General features: G+C 69.7%; 13 protein-coding genes. 8 read left to right on the top strand and 5 right to left on the bottom strand.

Annotated elements, in window-relative coordinates:
* Positions 1 to 85 precede the first annotated feature (85 nt).
* From ccrA to pssA, 7 genes are all read left to right on the top strand, one after another.
* Complete coding sequence (gene ccrA, locus ABD366_RS11820) at positions 86 to 1,423, top strand: crotonyl-CoA carboxylase/reductase (RefSeq protein ID WP_324773386.1); 1,338 nt, start codon at positions 86 to 88, stop codon at positions 1,421 to 1,423.
* Positions 1,424 to 1,445: 22 nt separating this feature from the next.
* Positions 1,446 to 3,494 (top strand): protein meaA, encoded by a 2,049-nt coding sequence (locus ABD366_RS11825; RefSeq protein WP_324773384.1) that lies wholly within the window; start codon positions 1,446 to 1,448, stop codon positions 3,492 to 3,494.
* Positions 3,491 to 4,456, top strand: a complete 966-nt coding sequence (locus ABD366_RS11830; protein WP_324773382.1) for an HpcH/HpaI aldolase/citrate lyase family protein — start codon at positions 3,491 to 3,493, stop codon at positions 4,454 to 4,456. The genes ABD366_RS11825 and ABD366_RS11830 overlap by 4 nt, the downstream gene beginning before the upstream one ends.
* A 4-nt stretch (positions 4,457 to 4,460) precedes the next feature.
* Positions 4,461 to 4,973 carry a MaoC family dehydratase gene (locus tag ABD366_RS11835; protein ID WP_324773380.1) on the top strand — a complete coding sequence of 171 codons (513 nt, stop codon included), beginning with the start codon at positions 4,461 to 4,463 and terminating at the stop codon, positions 4,971 to 4,973.
* Positions 4,974 to 4,975: 2 nt separating this feature from the next.
* Complete coding sequence (locus tag ABD366_RS11840) at positions 4,976 to 6,181, top strand: acyl-CoA dehydrogenase family protein (protein ID WP_324773378.1); 1,206 nt, start codon at positions 4,976 to 4,978, stop codon at positions 6,179 to 6,181.
* Positions 6,182 to 6,365: 184 nt separating this feature from the next.
* Positions 6,366 to 7,022 (top strand): phosphatidylserine decarboxylase, encoded by a 657-nt coding sequence (locus tag ABD366_RS11845; protein ID WP_324773377.1) that lies wholly within the window; start codon positions 6,366 to 6,368, stop codon positions 7,020 to 7,022.
* A 61-nt stretch (positions 7,023 to 7,083) separates the two neighbouring features.
* Positions 7,084 to 7,860, top strand: coding sequence for a CDP-diacylglycerol--serine O-phosphatidyltransferase (gene pssA, locus ABD366_RS11850; RefSeq protein ID WP_324773451.1), 777 nt, complete (start codon positions 7,084 to 7,086; stop codon positions 7,858 to 7,860).
* Positions 7,861 to 7,929: 69 nt separating this feature from the next.
* Here the strand turns inward: pssA and ABD366_RS11855 are convergent, their stop codons facing one another.
* The 5 genes from ABD366_RS11855 to ABD366_RS11875 are packed head-to-tail and all read right to left on the bottom strand — an operon-like array spanning position 7,930 to position 12,850.
* Positions 7,930 to 9,207 (bottom strand): ABC transporter substrate-binding protein, encoded by a 1,278-nt coding sequence (locus tag ABD366_RS11855; protein WP_324773375.1) that lies wholly within the window; start codon positions 9,205 to 9,207, stop codon positions 7,930 to 7,932.
* The gene (locus ABD366_RS11860; RefSeq protein WP_411293838.1) at positions 9,204 to 10,322 is read right to left on the bottom strand and encodes a branched-chain amino acid ABC transporter permease; all 1,119 of its coding nucleotides are present in this window, start codon (positions 10,320 to 10,322) and stop codon (positions 9,204 to 9,206) included. Before ABD366_RS11860 ends, ABD366_RS11855 begins: the two co-directional genes overlap by 4 nt.
* Positions 10,315 to 11,205, bottom strand: coding sequence for a branched-chain amino acid ABC transporter permease (locus ABD366_RS11865; protein WP_324773373.1), 891 nt, complete (start codon positions 11,203 to 11,205; stop codon positions 10,315 to 10,317). Before ABD366_RS11865 ends, ABD366_RS11860 begins: the two co-directional genes overlap by 8 nt.
* A complete protein-coding gene (locus ABD366_RS11870) occupies positions 11,202 to 12,005 on the bottom strand; it encodes an ABC transporter ATP-binding protein (protein ID WP_324773447.1) in 804 nt (267 codons plus the stop codon). Before ABD366_RS11870 ends, ABD366_RS11865 begins: the two co-directional genes overlap by 4 nt.
* 23 nt (positions 12,006 to 12,028) lie before the next feature.
* Positions 12,029 to 12,850, bottom strand: coding sequence for an ABC transporter ATP-binding protein (locus ABD366_RS11875; RefSeq protein ID WP_324773371.1), 822 nt, complete (start codon positions 12,848 to 12,850; stop codon positions 12,029 to 12,031).
* Between the two features lie 224 nt (positions 12,851 to 13,074).
* Between ABD366_RS11875 and ABD366_RS11880 the strand changes: the two genes are divergently transcribed.
* Positions 13,075 to 14,271 (top strand): PucR family transcriptional regulator, encoded by a 1,197-nt coding sequence (locus ABD366_RS11880; protein ID WP_324773370.1) that lies wholly within the window; start codon positions 13,075 to 13,077, stop codon positions 14,269 to 14,271.
* The last annotated feature ends 369 nt before the right edge of the window (positions 14,272 to 14,640 follow it).

The following is a 14,640-nucleotide window of genomic DNA, read 5'->3' on the forward strand; positions in this document are numbered from 1 at the left end:
ACCGACGGCACGCTCCACCCCACACCCGCAGCCAGCACACCCCGACTCAGCGTTTCCCTCGACGCTCATCGCCGGAGGCACCATCGTGAAGGAAATCCTGGACGCGATTCAGTCGCAGACCGCCACGTCTGCCGACTTCGCCGCCCTGCCGCTGCCCGACTCCTACCGCGCGATCACCGTGCACAAGGACGAGGCGGACATGTTCGCCGGGCTCGAGACCCGCGAGAAGGACCCGCGCCGGTCGATCCACCTGGACGACGTGCCGGTGCCCGAGCTCGGCCCGGGCGAGGCCCTGGTGGCCGTGATGGCCTCCTCGGTCAACTACAACTCCGTGTGGACCTCGATCTTCGAGCCGGTCTCCACCTTCAGCTTCCTGGAGCGCTACGGCCGGCTGAGCGAGCTGACCAAGCGGCACGACCTGCCGTACCACATCATCGGCTCCGACCTGGCGGGCGTCGTGCTGCGCACCGGCCCCGGCGTGAACGCCTGGAACCCCGGTGACGAGGTCGTCGCGCACTGCCTGAGCGTCGAGCTGGAGTCCTCGGACGGCCACAACGACACGATGCTCGACCCCGAGCAGCGCATCTGGGGCTTCGAGACCAACTTCGGCGGCCTGGCAGAGATCGCGCTCGTGAAGTCCAACCAGCTGATGCCGAAGCCCGACCACCTCAGCTGGGAGGAGGCGGCGGCTCCCGGCCTCGTCAACTCCACCGCGTACCGCCAGCTGGTCTCCCGCAACGGCGCCGGCATGAAGCAGGGCGACAACGTGCTGATCTGGGGCGCGAGCGGCGGACTCGGCAGTTACGCCACCCAGTTCGCGCTCGCCGGCGGCGCCAACCCCATCTGCGTCGTGAGCAGCGAGCAGAAGGCGGAGATCTGCCGGAAGATGGGCGCCGAGGCGATCATCGACCGCAACGCCGAGGGCTACAAGTTCTGGAAGGACGAGCACAACCAGGACCCGCGCGAGTGGAAGCGGTTCGGCAAGCGCATCCGTGAGCTGACCGGCGGCGAGGACGTCGACATCGTCTTCGAGCACCCGGGCCGCGAGACGTTCGGCGCCTCCGTCTACGTGACGCGCAAGGGCGGCACCATCGTCACCTGTGCCTCGACCTCGGGCTACCACCACGAGTACGACAACCGCTACCTGTGGATGTCGCTGAAGCGGATCATCGGCTCGCACTTCGCCAACTACCGCGAGGCGTGGGAGGCCAACCGCCTGATCGCCAAGGGCAAGATCCACCCGACGCTCTCCAAGGTGTACTCCCTGGAGGACACCGGGCAGGCCGCCCACGACGTGCACCGCAACGTCCACCAGGGCAAGGTCGGCGTCCTCGCGCTCGCGCCGAAGGAGGGCCTGGGCGTGCGCGACCACGAGAAGCGCGCCCAGCACATCGACGCCATCAACCGCTTCCGCAACGTCTGAAACCCCGGAGGGGCAACGGCTCATGACTGAGCGTCAGAAGGACCGGCCGTGGTTGATGCGCACCTACGCCGGTCACTCCACGGCCGAGGCGTCCAACGAGCTGTACCGGCGCAACCTCGCCAAGGGCCAGACGGGTCTGTCGGTCGCGTTCGACCTGCCGACCCAGACGGGCTACGACCCGGACCACATCCTCGCCCGCGGCGAGGTCGGCCGGGTCGGCGTGCCGGTCTCGCACCTCGGTGACATGCGGCGCCTGTTCCAGGACATCCCCCTGGACCAGATGAACACCTCGATGACCATCAACGCCACCGCCATGTGGCTTCTGGCGCTCTACCAGGTCGTCGCCGAGGAGCAGGGCCTCGACATCGCCGCGCTCCAGGGCACGACGCAGAACGACATCGTCAAGGAGTACCTGTCCCGGGGCACGCACGTCTTCCCCCCGGGCCCCTCCCTGCGCCTGACGACCGACATGATCGCCTACACGGTCTCCCACATCCCCAAGTGGAACCCGATCAACATCTGCTCGTACCACCTCCAGGAGGCGGGGGCCACACCGGTCCAGGAGATCGCGTACGCGATGTCCACCGCCATCGCCGTTCTCGATGCCGTACGCGACTCAGGGCAGGTCCCCGCCGAGAAGTTCGGGGACGTCGTGGCCCGTATCTCCTTCTTCGTGAACGCGGGTGTCCGCTTCATCGAGGAGATGTGCAAGATGCGGGCGTTCGGGCGGATCTGGGACCAGATCACGCGCGAGCGGTACGGCATCGAGAACGCGAAGCAGCGCCGCTTCCGGTACGGCGTGCAGGTCAACTCCCTCGGCCTGACCGAGGCGCAGCCGGAGAACAACGTCCAGCGGATCGTCCTGGAGATGCTGGCCGTGACCCTGTCCAAGGACGCGCGCGCCCGCGCCGTCCAACTCCCCGCCTGGAACGAGGCGTTGGGCCTCCCCCGGCCCTGGGACCAGCAGTGGTCGCTGCGCATCCAGCAGGTTCTCGCCCATGAGAGCGACCTGCTGGAGTACGAGGACATCTTCGCGGGCTCGCACGTCATCGAGAAGAAGGTCGACGCGCTGGTCACCGAGTCCCTCGCGGAGATCGAGCGGATCCAGGAGATGGGCGGGGCGATGGCCGCCGTCGAGTCGGGCTACCTCAAGTCCCAGCTCGTCTCCTCGCACGCCGAGCGGCGGGCCCGGATCGAGGGCGGCGACGAGAAGATCGTCGGCGTCAACATCTACGAGTCGACCGAGCCGAACCCGCTCACCGCCGACCTGGACGCCGCGATCATGACGGTCGACCACCAGGTCGAGGCACGCGTCGTGCGGGCGATCGGCGAGTGGCGCACCACGCGTCAGGAGTCGAGCGACCGGCAGGGCCTGGGCGACCCCTTCCACTACCCGACCACCCAGCAGGCCATCGAGCGCCTGAAGGAGGCCGCGGCCGGCACCGAGAACCTCATGGAGGCCACTCTCGAATGCGCCCGCGCCGGGGTCACGACCGGCGAGTGGTCGGAGGCGCTGCGCGAGGTCTTCGGCGAGTTCCGGGCGCCCACCGGCGTCTCTTCGGCCCCGGTCGCGGTGACCGCCGAGGAGGGCACGCCGCTCGCCCTCGTCCGTGAGAAGGTCCGCCGCACCGGCGACGAGCTCGGCGGCAAACTGCGCCTGCTCGTCGGCAAGCCCGGCCTGGACGGGCACTCCAACGGGGCCGAGCAGATCGCCGTCCGGGCCCGCGACGCCGGGTTCGAGGTGGTCTACCAGGGCATCCGGCTCACCCCGGAGCAGATCGTGTCCGCCGCCCTGGCCGAGGACGTGCACTGCGTCGGCCTGTCGATCCTGTCGGGGTCGCACGCCGAGCTGGTGCCTGACGTCCTCGACCGGCTGCGCGAGGCGGGCGCCACCGACGTGCCCGTCATCGTCGGCGGCATCATCCCCAACGCCGACGCCGAGGACCTGAAGCGGGCGGGTGTCGCCGCCGTCTTCACCCCCAAGGACTTCGGCATCACGGAAATCATCGGCCGTATCGTCGACGAGATCCGGCTAGCGAACAAGCTCGACCCACTGGAGGTCCCCGCATGACCAGTCCTGTGAACCGTCTCCGCCCGCGCCGCTCGTGCCTGGCCGTGCCGGGCTCGAACCCGCGCTTCCTGGAGAAGGCCCAGGGCCTGGCGGCCGACCAGGTCTTCCTCGACCTGGAGGACGCCTGCGCGCCGCTCGCCAAGCCGGAGGCCCGGCACACCATCGTCAAGTTCCTCAACGAGGGCGACTGGACGGGCAAGACGCGCGTCGTACGGGTCAACGACTGGACGACCGAGTGGACCTACCGCGACGTCGTGACCGTCGTCGAGGGCGCGGGCCAGAACCTCGACTGCATCATGCTGCCGAAGGTCCAGACGGCCGACCAGGTCGTGGCCCTGGACCTCCTGCTCACGCAGATCGAGAAGACGATGGGCTTCGAGGTCGGCAAGATCGGCATCGAGGCGCAGATCGAGAACGCCCGCGGCCTGAACAACGTGAACGCGATCGCCGAGGCGTCCCCGCGCACCGAGACGATCATCTTCGGCCCGGCCGACTTCATGGCCTCCATCAACATGAAGTCCCTGGTCGTCGGCGAGCAGCCGCCCGGCTACGGCGCCGACGCGTACCACTACATCCTGATGAAGATCCTGATGGCGGCCCGCGCCAACGACCTCCAGGCGATCGACGGCCCCTACCTCCAGATCAAGAACGTGGACGGCTTCCGCGAGGTCGCGGGGCGCGCCGCCGCCCTCGGCTTCGACGGCAAGTGGGTGCTGCACCCCGGCCAGGTCGAGGCGGCCAACGAGGTCTTCTCCCCGTCGCAGGAGGACTACGACCATGCCGAGTTGATCCTGGACGCGTACGAGTACTGCACGTCCGAGGCGGGCGGCAAGAAGGGCTCGGCGATGCTCGGCGACGAGATGATCGACGAGGCGAGCCGGAAGATGGCGCTCGTCATCTCCGGGAAGGGCCGCGCGGCCGGCATGCGCCGCACGTCCAAGTTCGAGGCCCCGGAGGCGTAAGACCATGCAATTCGGCCGCACCTACGAAGAGTTCACCGTCGGGGACGTCTACAAGCACTGGCCCGGGAAGACGGTCACCGAGTACGACGACCACCTCTTCTGTCTGCTGACGATGAACCACCACCCGCTCCACATGGACTCCAACTACGCGGAGAAGACGACCGACTTCGGCAAGAACGTCGTCGTCGGAAACTACATCTACTCCCTGCTGCTCGGCATGTCCGTGCCGGACGTCTCCGGCAAGGCGATCGCCAACCTGGAGGTGGAGTCGCTCAAGCACGTGGCGCCGACCTTCCACGGCGACACGATCTACGGCGAGACCACGGTTCTGGACAAGACCCCGTCGAAGTCCAAGAACGACCGCGGGATCGTTTACGTGGAAACCAAGGGCTACAAGCAGGACGGCACGCTCGTCTGCGTCTTCCGCCGCAAGGTGATGGTGCCCACCGAGACGTACATCAAGGAGCGCGGCGGCGAACAGCCCGGCCGCCCGGCCATCGAGCAGCAGGAGAAGTAGCCATGGCGCGACTCGCCCAGACCGCCGGTCTCAACGAGATCCAGCAGGAAATCCTCTCCACGGTGCGCAACTTCGTGGACAAGGAGATCATCCCGGTCGCCACCGAGCTGGAGCACCGCGACGAGTACCCGCAGGAGATCGTCGACGGGCTCAAGGAGTTGGGCCTGTTCGGGCTCATGATCCCCGAGGAGTACGGGGGGCTCGGCGAGTCGTTGCTCACGTACGCGCTGTGCGTGGAGGAGATCGCGCGCGGCTGGATGTCGGTCTCCGGCATCATCAACACCCACTTCATCGTGGCCTACATGCTCAAGCAGCACGGCACGCAGGAGCAGAAGGAGTACTTCCTGCCGCGGATGGCGCTGGGCGAGGTGCGCGGCGCGTTCTCGATGTCCGAGCCGGCGCTCGGCTCGGATGTGTCGGCGATCACGTCGAAGGCGGTCAGGGAGGGCGACGAGTACGTCCTGAACGGCCAGAAGATGTGGCTCACGAACGGCGGCACGTCAACCCTTGTGGCGGTTCTCACGCGGAGTGATGAAGGTCATCCCGAGGGAACGGCCCCGCACAAGTCGATGACGACCTTCCTCGTGGAGAAGGAGCCCGGATTCGGCGAGGTCCGGCCCGGCCTCACCATCCCCGGGAAGATCGACAAGATGGGCTACAAGGGCGTCGACACCACCGAATTGATCATGGACGGCCTACACATTCCAGCCAATCGTGTACTTGGCGGACAGACGGGCCGAGGGTTTTACCAAATGATGGACGGCGTCGAGGTCGGGCGCGTGAATGTGGCCGCGCGTGGCTGTGGCGTCGCACAACGTGCTTTCGAGCTGGGTGTCTCCTACGCCCAGCAACGCCACACTTTCGGCAAGCCCATCGCCCAGCATCAGGCGATCCAGTTCAAGTTGGCCGAGATGGCTACCAAGGTCGAGGCCGCCCATGCGATGATGGTGAACGCGGCACGCAAAAAGGACTCTGGGGAACGAAACGACCTCGAAGCAGGAATGGCCAAGTACCTGGCCTCCGAATACTGCAAAGAAGTCGTGGAGGACGCGTTCCGGATCCACGGTGGATACGGGTTCTCCAAGGAGTACGAGATCGAGCGTCTGTACCGCGAGGCGCCGATGCTGCTGATCGGTGAAGGTACCGCCGAAATCCAGAAAATGATCATTGGTCGTCGACTGCTCGAAGAGTATCGGTTCCAGGGCTGAGCCTGGCGAGATGTCCTATTTCGGGGTGTTTTCTTCGCGAAGAAGATCACACCCCGTCAACACTCTTCGGCCGCCGACTCGGCTTCCTGGCTTGCCCAGTTGTGGCTCGCAACCGATAGCATTCCCCGGAAAAGCCGCCGTCCCCCCGTAATCAGCGCGGCCTCATCCGCTACGAAGGTCATCCATGCCCCACAGCCAAACCTCTGCACCTCGCGACGGCTTCCTCGGTGGTCGCCTTGCGCGCGGAGCATCGCCGTGGCTTCTCCCGACCGTCGCCACGGCTGCCCTCAGCCTGGCCCGATCGCGCCGTTCGAAGAAGGCAGCAGCACTCGCCGTCCCGACCACCGCTCTGGCGGCCGGCATGCTGTGGTTCTTCCGCGACCCCGAGCGCGAGATCACGCAGGGCCGGGTCATCTCCCCGGCAGACGGTGTGGTGCAGAGCATCATGCCGTGGAAGGACGGCCGCACCCGCGTCGCGATCTTCATGAGCCCGCTGAACGTCCACGTCAACCGCGCTCCCCTCGCGGGCACCGTGACCTCCGTCGAACACATCCCGGGCGGTTTCGTTCCGGCGTTCAACAAGGAGAGCGAGAACAACGAGCGCGTCGTCTGGCACTTCGACACCGAGCTCGGTGACATCGAGATGATCCAGATCGCCGGCGCCGTCGCCCGCCGCATCGTGCCGTACATCCCGCGGGGCACCAAGGTGGAGCAGGGCGAGCGCATCGGGCTGATCCGGTTCGGTTCGCGCGTCGACATCTACCTCCCCGAGGGTGTGGAGATCGACGTGGAGGTCGGCCAGAAGACGGTGGCGGGGGTGACTCGACTTGACCGTGACTGACCCGGAGACCCAGGCCGGCTGGGTGCCCGTGAGCGAGGACGAGGCGGACGACGCGGAGGAGATGCCGCTCTCGCTGCGCCTGTCGATAGCGGACACCCTGACCCTCGGCAACGCCACGTGCGGCTTCATGGCGGTCTACTTCACGACGACCGGCATCCTGATCCCGCACATCCAGGGCAGCAACGACTCGGGCATGGCCCGCAGCAGCGCCGCGACCGCGGTGATCCTGATGCTCGCCGCCGCGATCTTCGACCTGTTCGACGGTCTGGTGGCCCGCAAGCTGCGTTCCTCGCCGATGGGCGCCGAGCTGGACAACCTCTCGGACCTGATCAGCTTCGGCCTCGCGCCCGCGTACTTCGTGCTCGTCTACGGCATGGTCGCCAATGACGCGCACCAGAGAGTCGCGGCGGTGGGGGCCATCGTGGTGCTGCTGGCGGTGGTGCTGCGGCTTGCGCGGTTCTCGTGCGTGACGGTGAAGGACGGCACCTTCCAGGGCATGCCGTCGCCGTTCGGCGCGCTGACCGTCGTCTCGATCGTGCTCCTGGAGCTGCCGTTCGTGGCGACGCTCCTCGCGATCATCGGTACCGCGTGGCTGATGGTGAGCCGGGTCGAGTACCCGAAGCCGCGGGGCCGCCTCGCGGTCGCGATGCTCTCCTGGATCGTGCTCAGCATGGGCCTGCTGGCGGCCTGGGCGTTCGACGCGCCCGGCGGGCAGCTCCTGCTCCAGACCGGCTGTGCCCTGCAGCTCGTCCTCGGAGCGGTGATTCCGCTGTTCGCGACGGCCCGGCGGGTGAACAACTTCCGGGACAACCGGCGTGAGGCGCGAGCGCAGTCGTAGCGCTTCGCTGAACGTGTGAGCGGTGGGCCCGAGCCTCTTGGCTCGGNCCCACCGCTCTTCTACGGCCCCCTACGGGGCCTGGGTGTACGTCTTGGCCTCTGCGGCCTCGCCCGGGTCCTGGACCACCTTCAGGCCGCCCACGGCCGTCTTGTCGGGCTGGAGGATGACCGACTTGTGGGAGGAGGGGGCCTTGGGGTCGGTGAAGTCCTGGTCGACGCCGAAGCCCATGTCGTAGCCGCTCAGGGACAGCAGCGCCTTGTCGACGCCCTCACGGGTGAGGTCCTTGGCCTCGCACGCCTTCTTCAGGGCCTCGCCGAAGACGCCGGCGGCCGTCCAGCCTGCTACGACGCCGTTGTCCAGGCCGTCCTTCGGGTACGCCTTCTTGTAGTCGGCGACGAGCTTCTTGGCCTCCGGGGTGTCCGCGCCGATGGGCAGCGACGGGGACGCCACGTAGTAGTTGGCGAGCAGGGCCGGGCCCGCCTGGGTGCCGAGGAGCTGCGGGGCGTACGCCGAGTTGTTGCCGATGACCGGCACGTTCAGCTTCGCGGCGGCCGCGACACCGACGAGCGAGGCCGCCTGCCGCGGGCCCGCACTGATCACGATGCCCTTGACGCCGGCCTTCTTCAGGGCGGCGACCTGGGCGGTCATGTCGTTGTCGGTCGGCTTGATCTTCTGCTCGACGACGGTCAGGCCCGCCTCCTGCGCCATGTGCTTCGAGCCCTTCAGGGCGCTCTCGCCGTAGTCGCCCTCGAAGTAGACGTGGCCGAGCTTGTCGCCCTTCTTCAGCCCCTTCTTCTTCATCAGGAAGTCGATCGCGTTGATCGTCTCGATGTCGTACGTGGATCCGATGATGCGCACGTAGGGGCTGCCGAGCAGGTTCGAGGACCAGGCCTGCGGCAGGACGAGGGCCTTGTCCTGGTCGGTGATGCGCTTCTCGACAGCGGCGACGAACGGCGAGCCGATGAACTGCGTGAACCCCAGGACCTTGGGCGCGAGCTCGGTGTATCCGGCGACGGCCTTCTGCGGGTCGTAGCCGTGGTCGCGGACGGTGAGCTTCAGCTGCCGGTCACAGATGCCGCCGTCGGCGTTGACCTGCTTGACGTACAGCTGCTGCGCCTGCGTGACGCTCTTGCCGAGTGTCGCGTACACGCCGGTCATGTCGGTGAGGACGCCGAGGTCGATCGTGGAGCCGGAGACGCCCTGGCCGGTCTTGATCCCGCCCGCGCTCTGTTTCTCGTCGTCCCCTCCCCCGTCCTCGGCCTTCGAGCTGCACGCGGCGGTCAGGGCGAGCAGCGCGGCCACGGCGGTCACCGTGAGCGTGCGGGTGGGGCGGGTACGGGCGGTCATGACTCCTCCTGAGGGTGTTTCCGGGCGCGCCGGGCGGCGAGTTGCACCAGGCCTCCGGGCAAAAACAGGACCACTGCCACGACGGCGGCGCCGTAGAGGTAGCGGGCGGCCTCCCCCGGCGCGACGCCGCCGGTGCCGGGGGCCGAGACGAGGGGCAGGGCGTCGCTGTAGCGGGTGAGGATCTGGGGCAGGAGCGAGACGAACACGGCGCCCACGACCGCCCCCGCCACGGACCCGAGCCCGCCGATGACGATCATGGCGAGGTACTCGAGGGAGAGCGTGATGCCGAAGTAGTCCGGCACGGTGCGCTGGAAGACGAGGGCGAGCAGCACCCCGGCGAGGCCCGCGTACATCGATGAGAGGACGAAGACCGCGCCGCGGTAGCGGGCGACGGGGACGCCGAGGACGCCGGCGGCGATGCGGTGGTCGCGGATGGCGTTCATGGCGCGGCCGGGACGCCCGCGCAGCACCCCGCGGGCGAACAGGCCGCAGCCGAGCAGGAGCAGCAGCCCCAGGTACCAGAGCTTCTCCGCGGAGCCGAACGGCACACTGGCCACGGTGAGCGGCGTGTCGTCGAAGGTGAGCCCGAACAGGCTCATGGCGGGCACGTCGCGGCCGTTGGCGCCGCCGGTCAGGTCCTCGGCGTTGAACAGGACGTGCTGCCCGATGAAGATGAGGGCGAGCGTCGCGATGCCGAGGTACGCGCCCTTGAGGCGGCCCGCGATGGGGCTGAACAGGCCGCCCGCGACGCCGGAGACGAGCACCGCGAGGACGGCGGCGAGCCAGGGCGGCAGCCCGAGCCCGTTGATCTCCTGGTCGCGCTCCCCGGCGAAGACGCAGTATCCGTACGCGCCCACCGCGAGGAAGAAGGCGTGGCCCATGGAGAGCTGGCCCGTGGCGCCGGTGAGGAGGTTGAGTCCGATGGCGCCGATCGCGGCGGCCATGGCGAACAGGCCCGCCTGGAGCCAGAAGCGGTCGAGGTAGAACGGCAGGGCGAGCAGCAGCAGCGCGCAGAGGGCGACGGCGTAGCTGCGGCGGCGGGTGAGCAGCGTCCGGGCGGAGGGGCCGGTTTTCGCGCTGCCCGTGGTCTTCGTGGCGGCGAGGGTGTCAGACACGGGCGAGCTCCTTCGTACCGAAGAGCCCTGCGGGCCGCAGCAGGAGAATCACGGTCATCACGAGGTAGGGCGCGAGGTCGCCGAGGCCCCGGCCCATGAAGGCGAGCTCGCTCTGGTAGCCGGTGGCGAGGGACTCGGTGACGCCGACGACGAGGCCGCCGACGAGTGCGCCGGTGGTGGAGTCGAGGCCGCCGAGGATGGCGGCGGGGAAGGCCTTCAGGGCGGCGAGGGAGGTGGCCCTCTCTAGCCCCGGCGTCGGGAACACGGTGAGGAACAGCGCGGCGACGGCGGCGAGCCCGCCCGCCACGGCCCAGGCGCTGAGCGACACCCTGTGCAGGCGGACACCCATCAGCGCGGCCGTCTCGCCGCTCTCGGCGGCGGCGCGCATCGCGACGCCCCACGACGTGTAGCGGAAGACGAGCAGGAAAGCGGTGATGAGCAGCGCGGCGGTGACGAACGCGGCGACGCGGGTGTGGGCGATCGACACCCCGCCGACGGTGAGTACGGCGTCGCCCCACGGGTCGCCCATCGACAGGACGTCGGTGCCGAGGCGGCGGGTGAGTTCGGTGGTGAGCAGGATGTCGACGCCGATGGTGACGATGGCGAGGACGCTGTGGTCGTGCCCGCGGTAGCGGCGCATCACGAGGAACTCGACGGCCGCTCCGACGACCGCGGCGGCGGCGATGCCGACGCCGAGCGCGGGCCAGAAGCCGAGGTCGTCGTGGAGTGTGGCGGTGACGTAGCCGCCGGCGAGGAGCAGGGAGGCGTGGGCGAAGTTGACGACTTCGGTGGCGCGGAAGATGACGACGAAGCCGAGGGCGATGAGCGCGTAGACGGAGCCCATCGAGAGGCCGTTGAGGAGGAGTTCGAGGAACGTGGTCACGCCGTGGCCTCCCCTTCCGTGTCGTCGTCCGCGGGCGCGCCCAGGTAGGCCTGGATCACCGCCGGGTCGTTCTGGACGCGGTCCGGTGACCCGCCGGCGATCCGGCGGCCGAAATCGAGGACCGTGACCTCGTCGGCGAGGCGCATGACGACTCCCATGTCGTGTTCGACCAGGACGATGGAGATACCGAGGCTGTCGCGGACGCCCGCGATGACGGCGGCGGTACGGCGCCGCTCGTCCGCCGTCATTCCGGCGACGGGCTCGTCGAGCAGCAGGACGCGGGGCTCCATGCACAGGGCGCGGGCGAGTTCGGCGAGTTTCTGCTGCCCGTAGGGCAACGCGCCGGTAGGTGTGTCGAGTTGGTCGGCGATGCCCACGAACTCAGCGATCTCACGCACACGTTCGCGGTGCTCGCGTTCCTCGCGGACGGCGGAGGGCAGGCGCAGCCCGGCGGCGAGGAAGCCGCTGCGGGTCAGCCGGTGGCGGCCGAGCAGCAGGCTGTCGGCGACCGTGGTGCGCGGGGGCAGGGCCAGGTTCTGGAAGATCCGGGCCACTCCGAGTCCGGCGATGCGGTGCGGGGGCAGCCCGGTGAGCTCCTGGTCGCCGAGGTGGACGCTGCCCTCCGTGGCCCGGTAGACGCCGGACAGCACGTTGAAGCAGGTGGACTTACCCGCCCCGTTCGGGCCGATGACGGCGTGCACCGTGCCGGGTGCGACGGTGAAGCCGATCGCGTCGAGGGCGGTGAGCCCGGCGAAGCGGACGGTCAACTCCCGCACCTTGAGCGGGAGTACGTCCGTCATGGCCGGTGTCGTGGTCGGTGTGGTCACCGGGCACCTCCCCAGCGCCGCAGCACCGGCGCGTGCGAGGCGCCGCCGGAGGCGTCGGCGGCGGCTGTCTCGTCGACGACGCCCAGGTAGCGGCGGCGCACCTCGTCGGAGTCCGCCAGTTCGCCGGCGGGGCCGTGCAGGGTGATCTCGCCGACCTCCAGGACGTAGGCGTGCGAGGCGAGGCGCAGCGCGAGGGCCGCGTTCTGCTCGACGAGGAGGACGGAGACGCCCTGGGCGTTGATCTCGCGGATGGTGTCGGCGATCCTGGCCGCCATCAGCGGGGCGAGGCCCAGCGACGGTTCGTCGAGCAGGAGCAGCCGCGGGCCCGCCATCAGGGCGCGGGCGACCGCCAGCATCTGCTGCTCGCCGCCGGAGAGCAGCCCGGCCCGCTGGTGCGCCCGGTCGGCGAGGACCGGGAACAGTTCGTGGACGCGGCGCAGCGCGGCCGCCTTGTCGGCGCGCGATCCGGTCGAGCCGAGCGCGCCGGCCCGCAGATTGTCGGCGACGGTCATCCGGGCGAACACCCGTCGCCCTTCCGGTACTTGGCAGACTCCCGCGGCCACGACCCGGTCGGCGGACAGGCCGCTGATCCGGCGGCCGTCGAACCGCGCCTCGCCGGACGTGACCGTCCCACCATGGAATCCCAGCGTGCGCGAGACGGCGCGCAGCAGCGTCGTCTTGCCCGCGCCGTTGCCGCCGAGCACGGCGACGACGGCGCCCCGCGGCACGTTCAGCGTCACACCGCGCAGAGCGCGTACGGGGCCGTAGCCGACCGACACGTCGTCGACGGCGAGGCCCTCCCCTTGTGCATCGGTCACTCTGTGTCCCTTCCTGGACCGGTGGCGCTCACGACAGCACCGCGCGGGCGGCCCGTCCACGGGCGGCCCGCGAATCGCTGCGCGGGCCCAGCGCCCGCCCGCCTCGGTTGTGCGCGCGCACAAGACCCCGTGTCAGGGGCCTGCCGGGGACGGGCGCGGGGTGACATCCTCCGGACAGGCAGATGAGTTCTTTGCCGTCGCTTTACAGGCCGTTGGGAGGGGCGATGGGCGGGCGCAGGCATCGCACCGGGCAGGACTGGAAGCTGCTGAAGGAGGCGTGCACGACACTGTTGGAGCGGGTGCCGGAGCTGGTCGACGAGCACCTGCGGCAATTGTTCGCGCATTCCGACGTGTACGCGCGGGTGCTGCCGTACGACGTCCAGTGGCGGGAGGCCGAGGAGGCGATCCGGATCGGCGTCGAGACGATCTCGGCGCCGCGTGATTCGGCGCGGCGGGATCTGGCGTACGCGGAGGAGGCGGGCCGGCGCCGGGCGGGCCAGGGGCTGCCCCTGGACCTGCTCGTGCACGCCTACCGCAACGCGGGGTACCTCGTCTGGGACGCTTTGATGGAAAGTGCGGGCGGTGAACCCGACCGGCTCTCGGCGCTCATGCGCTCCGCGACGATGGTGTGGGCGGCGGTGGACGCGCAGGCCGAGGCGGCGTCGGAGGCGTACCGGGCCACGGAGCTGGAGCTGCGGCGGCGCACCGACGAGCAGATGCAGGCGCTGCTCGACGCGCTCCTGGAGGGCCGGCCCGCGCCGGGCCTCGCCGCGCGCGCTGCCGCCGGGCTCGATCTGCCCGAGCACGGCCCGTACGCGGTCGTGGTGCTGCGGGTCGAGCGGCGGGACGGGCGGGAGGCGTTCCACCGGCGGATCCAGGACCCGGGGTTCCGGTTCGTCTGGCGGATGCGGGCCGACTGTGAGCTGGGCGTGGTCGCGCTCGGGGCGGGGCGGGAGCTCGACGAACTGGCCGGGCTGCTCGACGGGCGGTGCCCGGGGCCCGGCGGACTCAGCCCCGTCGTCACCGGGCTCGCCGAACTCGGGCACGCGCGCCGTCTGGCCGAACTCGCCCTGCGTACCTGCCCGCCGGACACGACCGGGGTCGTACGCCTCGATCAGCGCATGCCGACGGCGCTCGTGGTCAGCCAGCCGGATCTGGCGCAGCGGCTGGTCTCCGGGGTCTTCGGTGAGCTGCTCTCCCTCGAACCGGGCGACCGGGCCGTGCTGTTGGAGACGCTGGATGCGTGGCTGGCCTGTGAGGGGTCTGCGGGGCGGGCGGCCGGGCGGTTGTACTGTCACCGGAACACTGTGTTCAACCGGTTGCGGCGGCTCGAGCAGTTGACCTCGCGGTCGTTGTCTCGGCCCCGGGATCTGATGGAGATGACCCTGGCGCTCGACGCCTATCGGCTGGCTTCGGGGTAAGGGTTGCGCCCTGTCGGCAGCAGCCGGCGGGACCTGTTCGCGCAGTTCCCCGCGCCCCTAGGTGCGTGGTCGACCGCGGGGCCGGTGGGGCTTCTCACGCCGTTCCCCGCGCCCCAGGGAGCGTGGTCGACCGCGGGCCCGGCCGGGCTTCTCACGCCGTTCCCCGCGCCCCTTGCCTGCGACCCGTCTGCCCGGTGCCTGCTGTCGCGCGAGTGCCGGCCGGTGGGGGCTGATCGCGTAGTTCCCCGCGCCCCTAGGTACGTGGTCGACCGCGGGCCCGGCCGGGCTTCTCGCGCCGTTCCCCGCGCCCCTGAGATGCGCACTGCGTGCGCCACTCAGCGGGCGCGCGCCCTCATGGGGCTGCGGCGA

This window comes from Streptomyces kunmingensis (assembly GCF_039533535.1).
Lineage (GTDB): Bacteria > Actinomycetota > Actinomycetes > Streptomycetales > Streptomycetaceae > Streptomyces > Streptomyces kunmingensis.

Excerpts from the sequence above, each read along its gene's own strand:
- ABD366_RS11825 (WP_324773384.1), top strand. The coding sequence starts at position 1,446 with ATGACTGAGCGTCAGAAGGACCGGCCGTGGTTGATGCGCACCTACGCC.
- ABD366_RS11830 (WP_324773382.1), top strand. The coding sequence starts at position 3,491 with ATGACCAGTCCTGTGAACCGTCTCCGCCCGCGCCGCTCGTGCCTGGCC.
- ABD366_RS11835 (WP_324773380.1), top strand. The coding sequence starts at position 4,461 with ATGCAATTCGGCCGCACCTACGAAGAGTTCACCGTCGGGGACGTCTAC.
- ABD366_RS11840 (WP_324773378.1), top strand. The coding sequence starts at position 4,976 with ATGGCGCGACTCGCCCAGACCGCCGGTCTCAACGAGATCCAGCAGGAA.
- ABD366_RS11845 (WP_324773377.1), top strand. The coding sequence starts at position 6,366 with ATGCCCCACAGCCAAACCTCTGCACCTCGCGACGGCTTCCTCGGTGGT.
- pssA (WP_324773451.1), top strand. The coding sequence starts at position 7,084 with ATGCCGCTCTCGCTGCGCCTGTCGATAGCGGACACCCTGACCCTCGGC.
- ABD366_RS11855 (WP_324773375.1), bottom strand. The coding sequence starts at position 9,207 with ATGACCGCCCGTACCCGCCCCACCCGCACGCTCACGGTGACCGCCGTG.
- ABD366_RS11870 (WP_324773447.1), bottom strand. The coding sequence starts at position 12,005 with ATGACGGACGTACTCCCGCTCAAGGTGCGGGAGTTGACCGTCCGCTTC.
- ABD366_RS11880 (WP_324773370.1), top strand. The coding sequence starts at position 13,075 with ATGGGCGGGCGCAGGCATCGCACCGGGCAGGACTGGAAGCTGCTGAAG.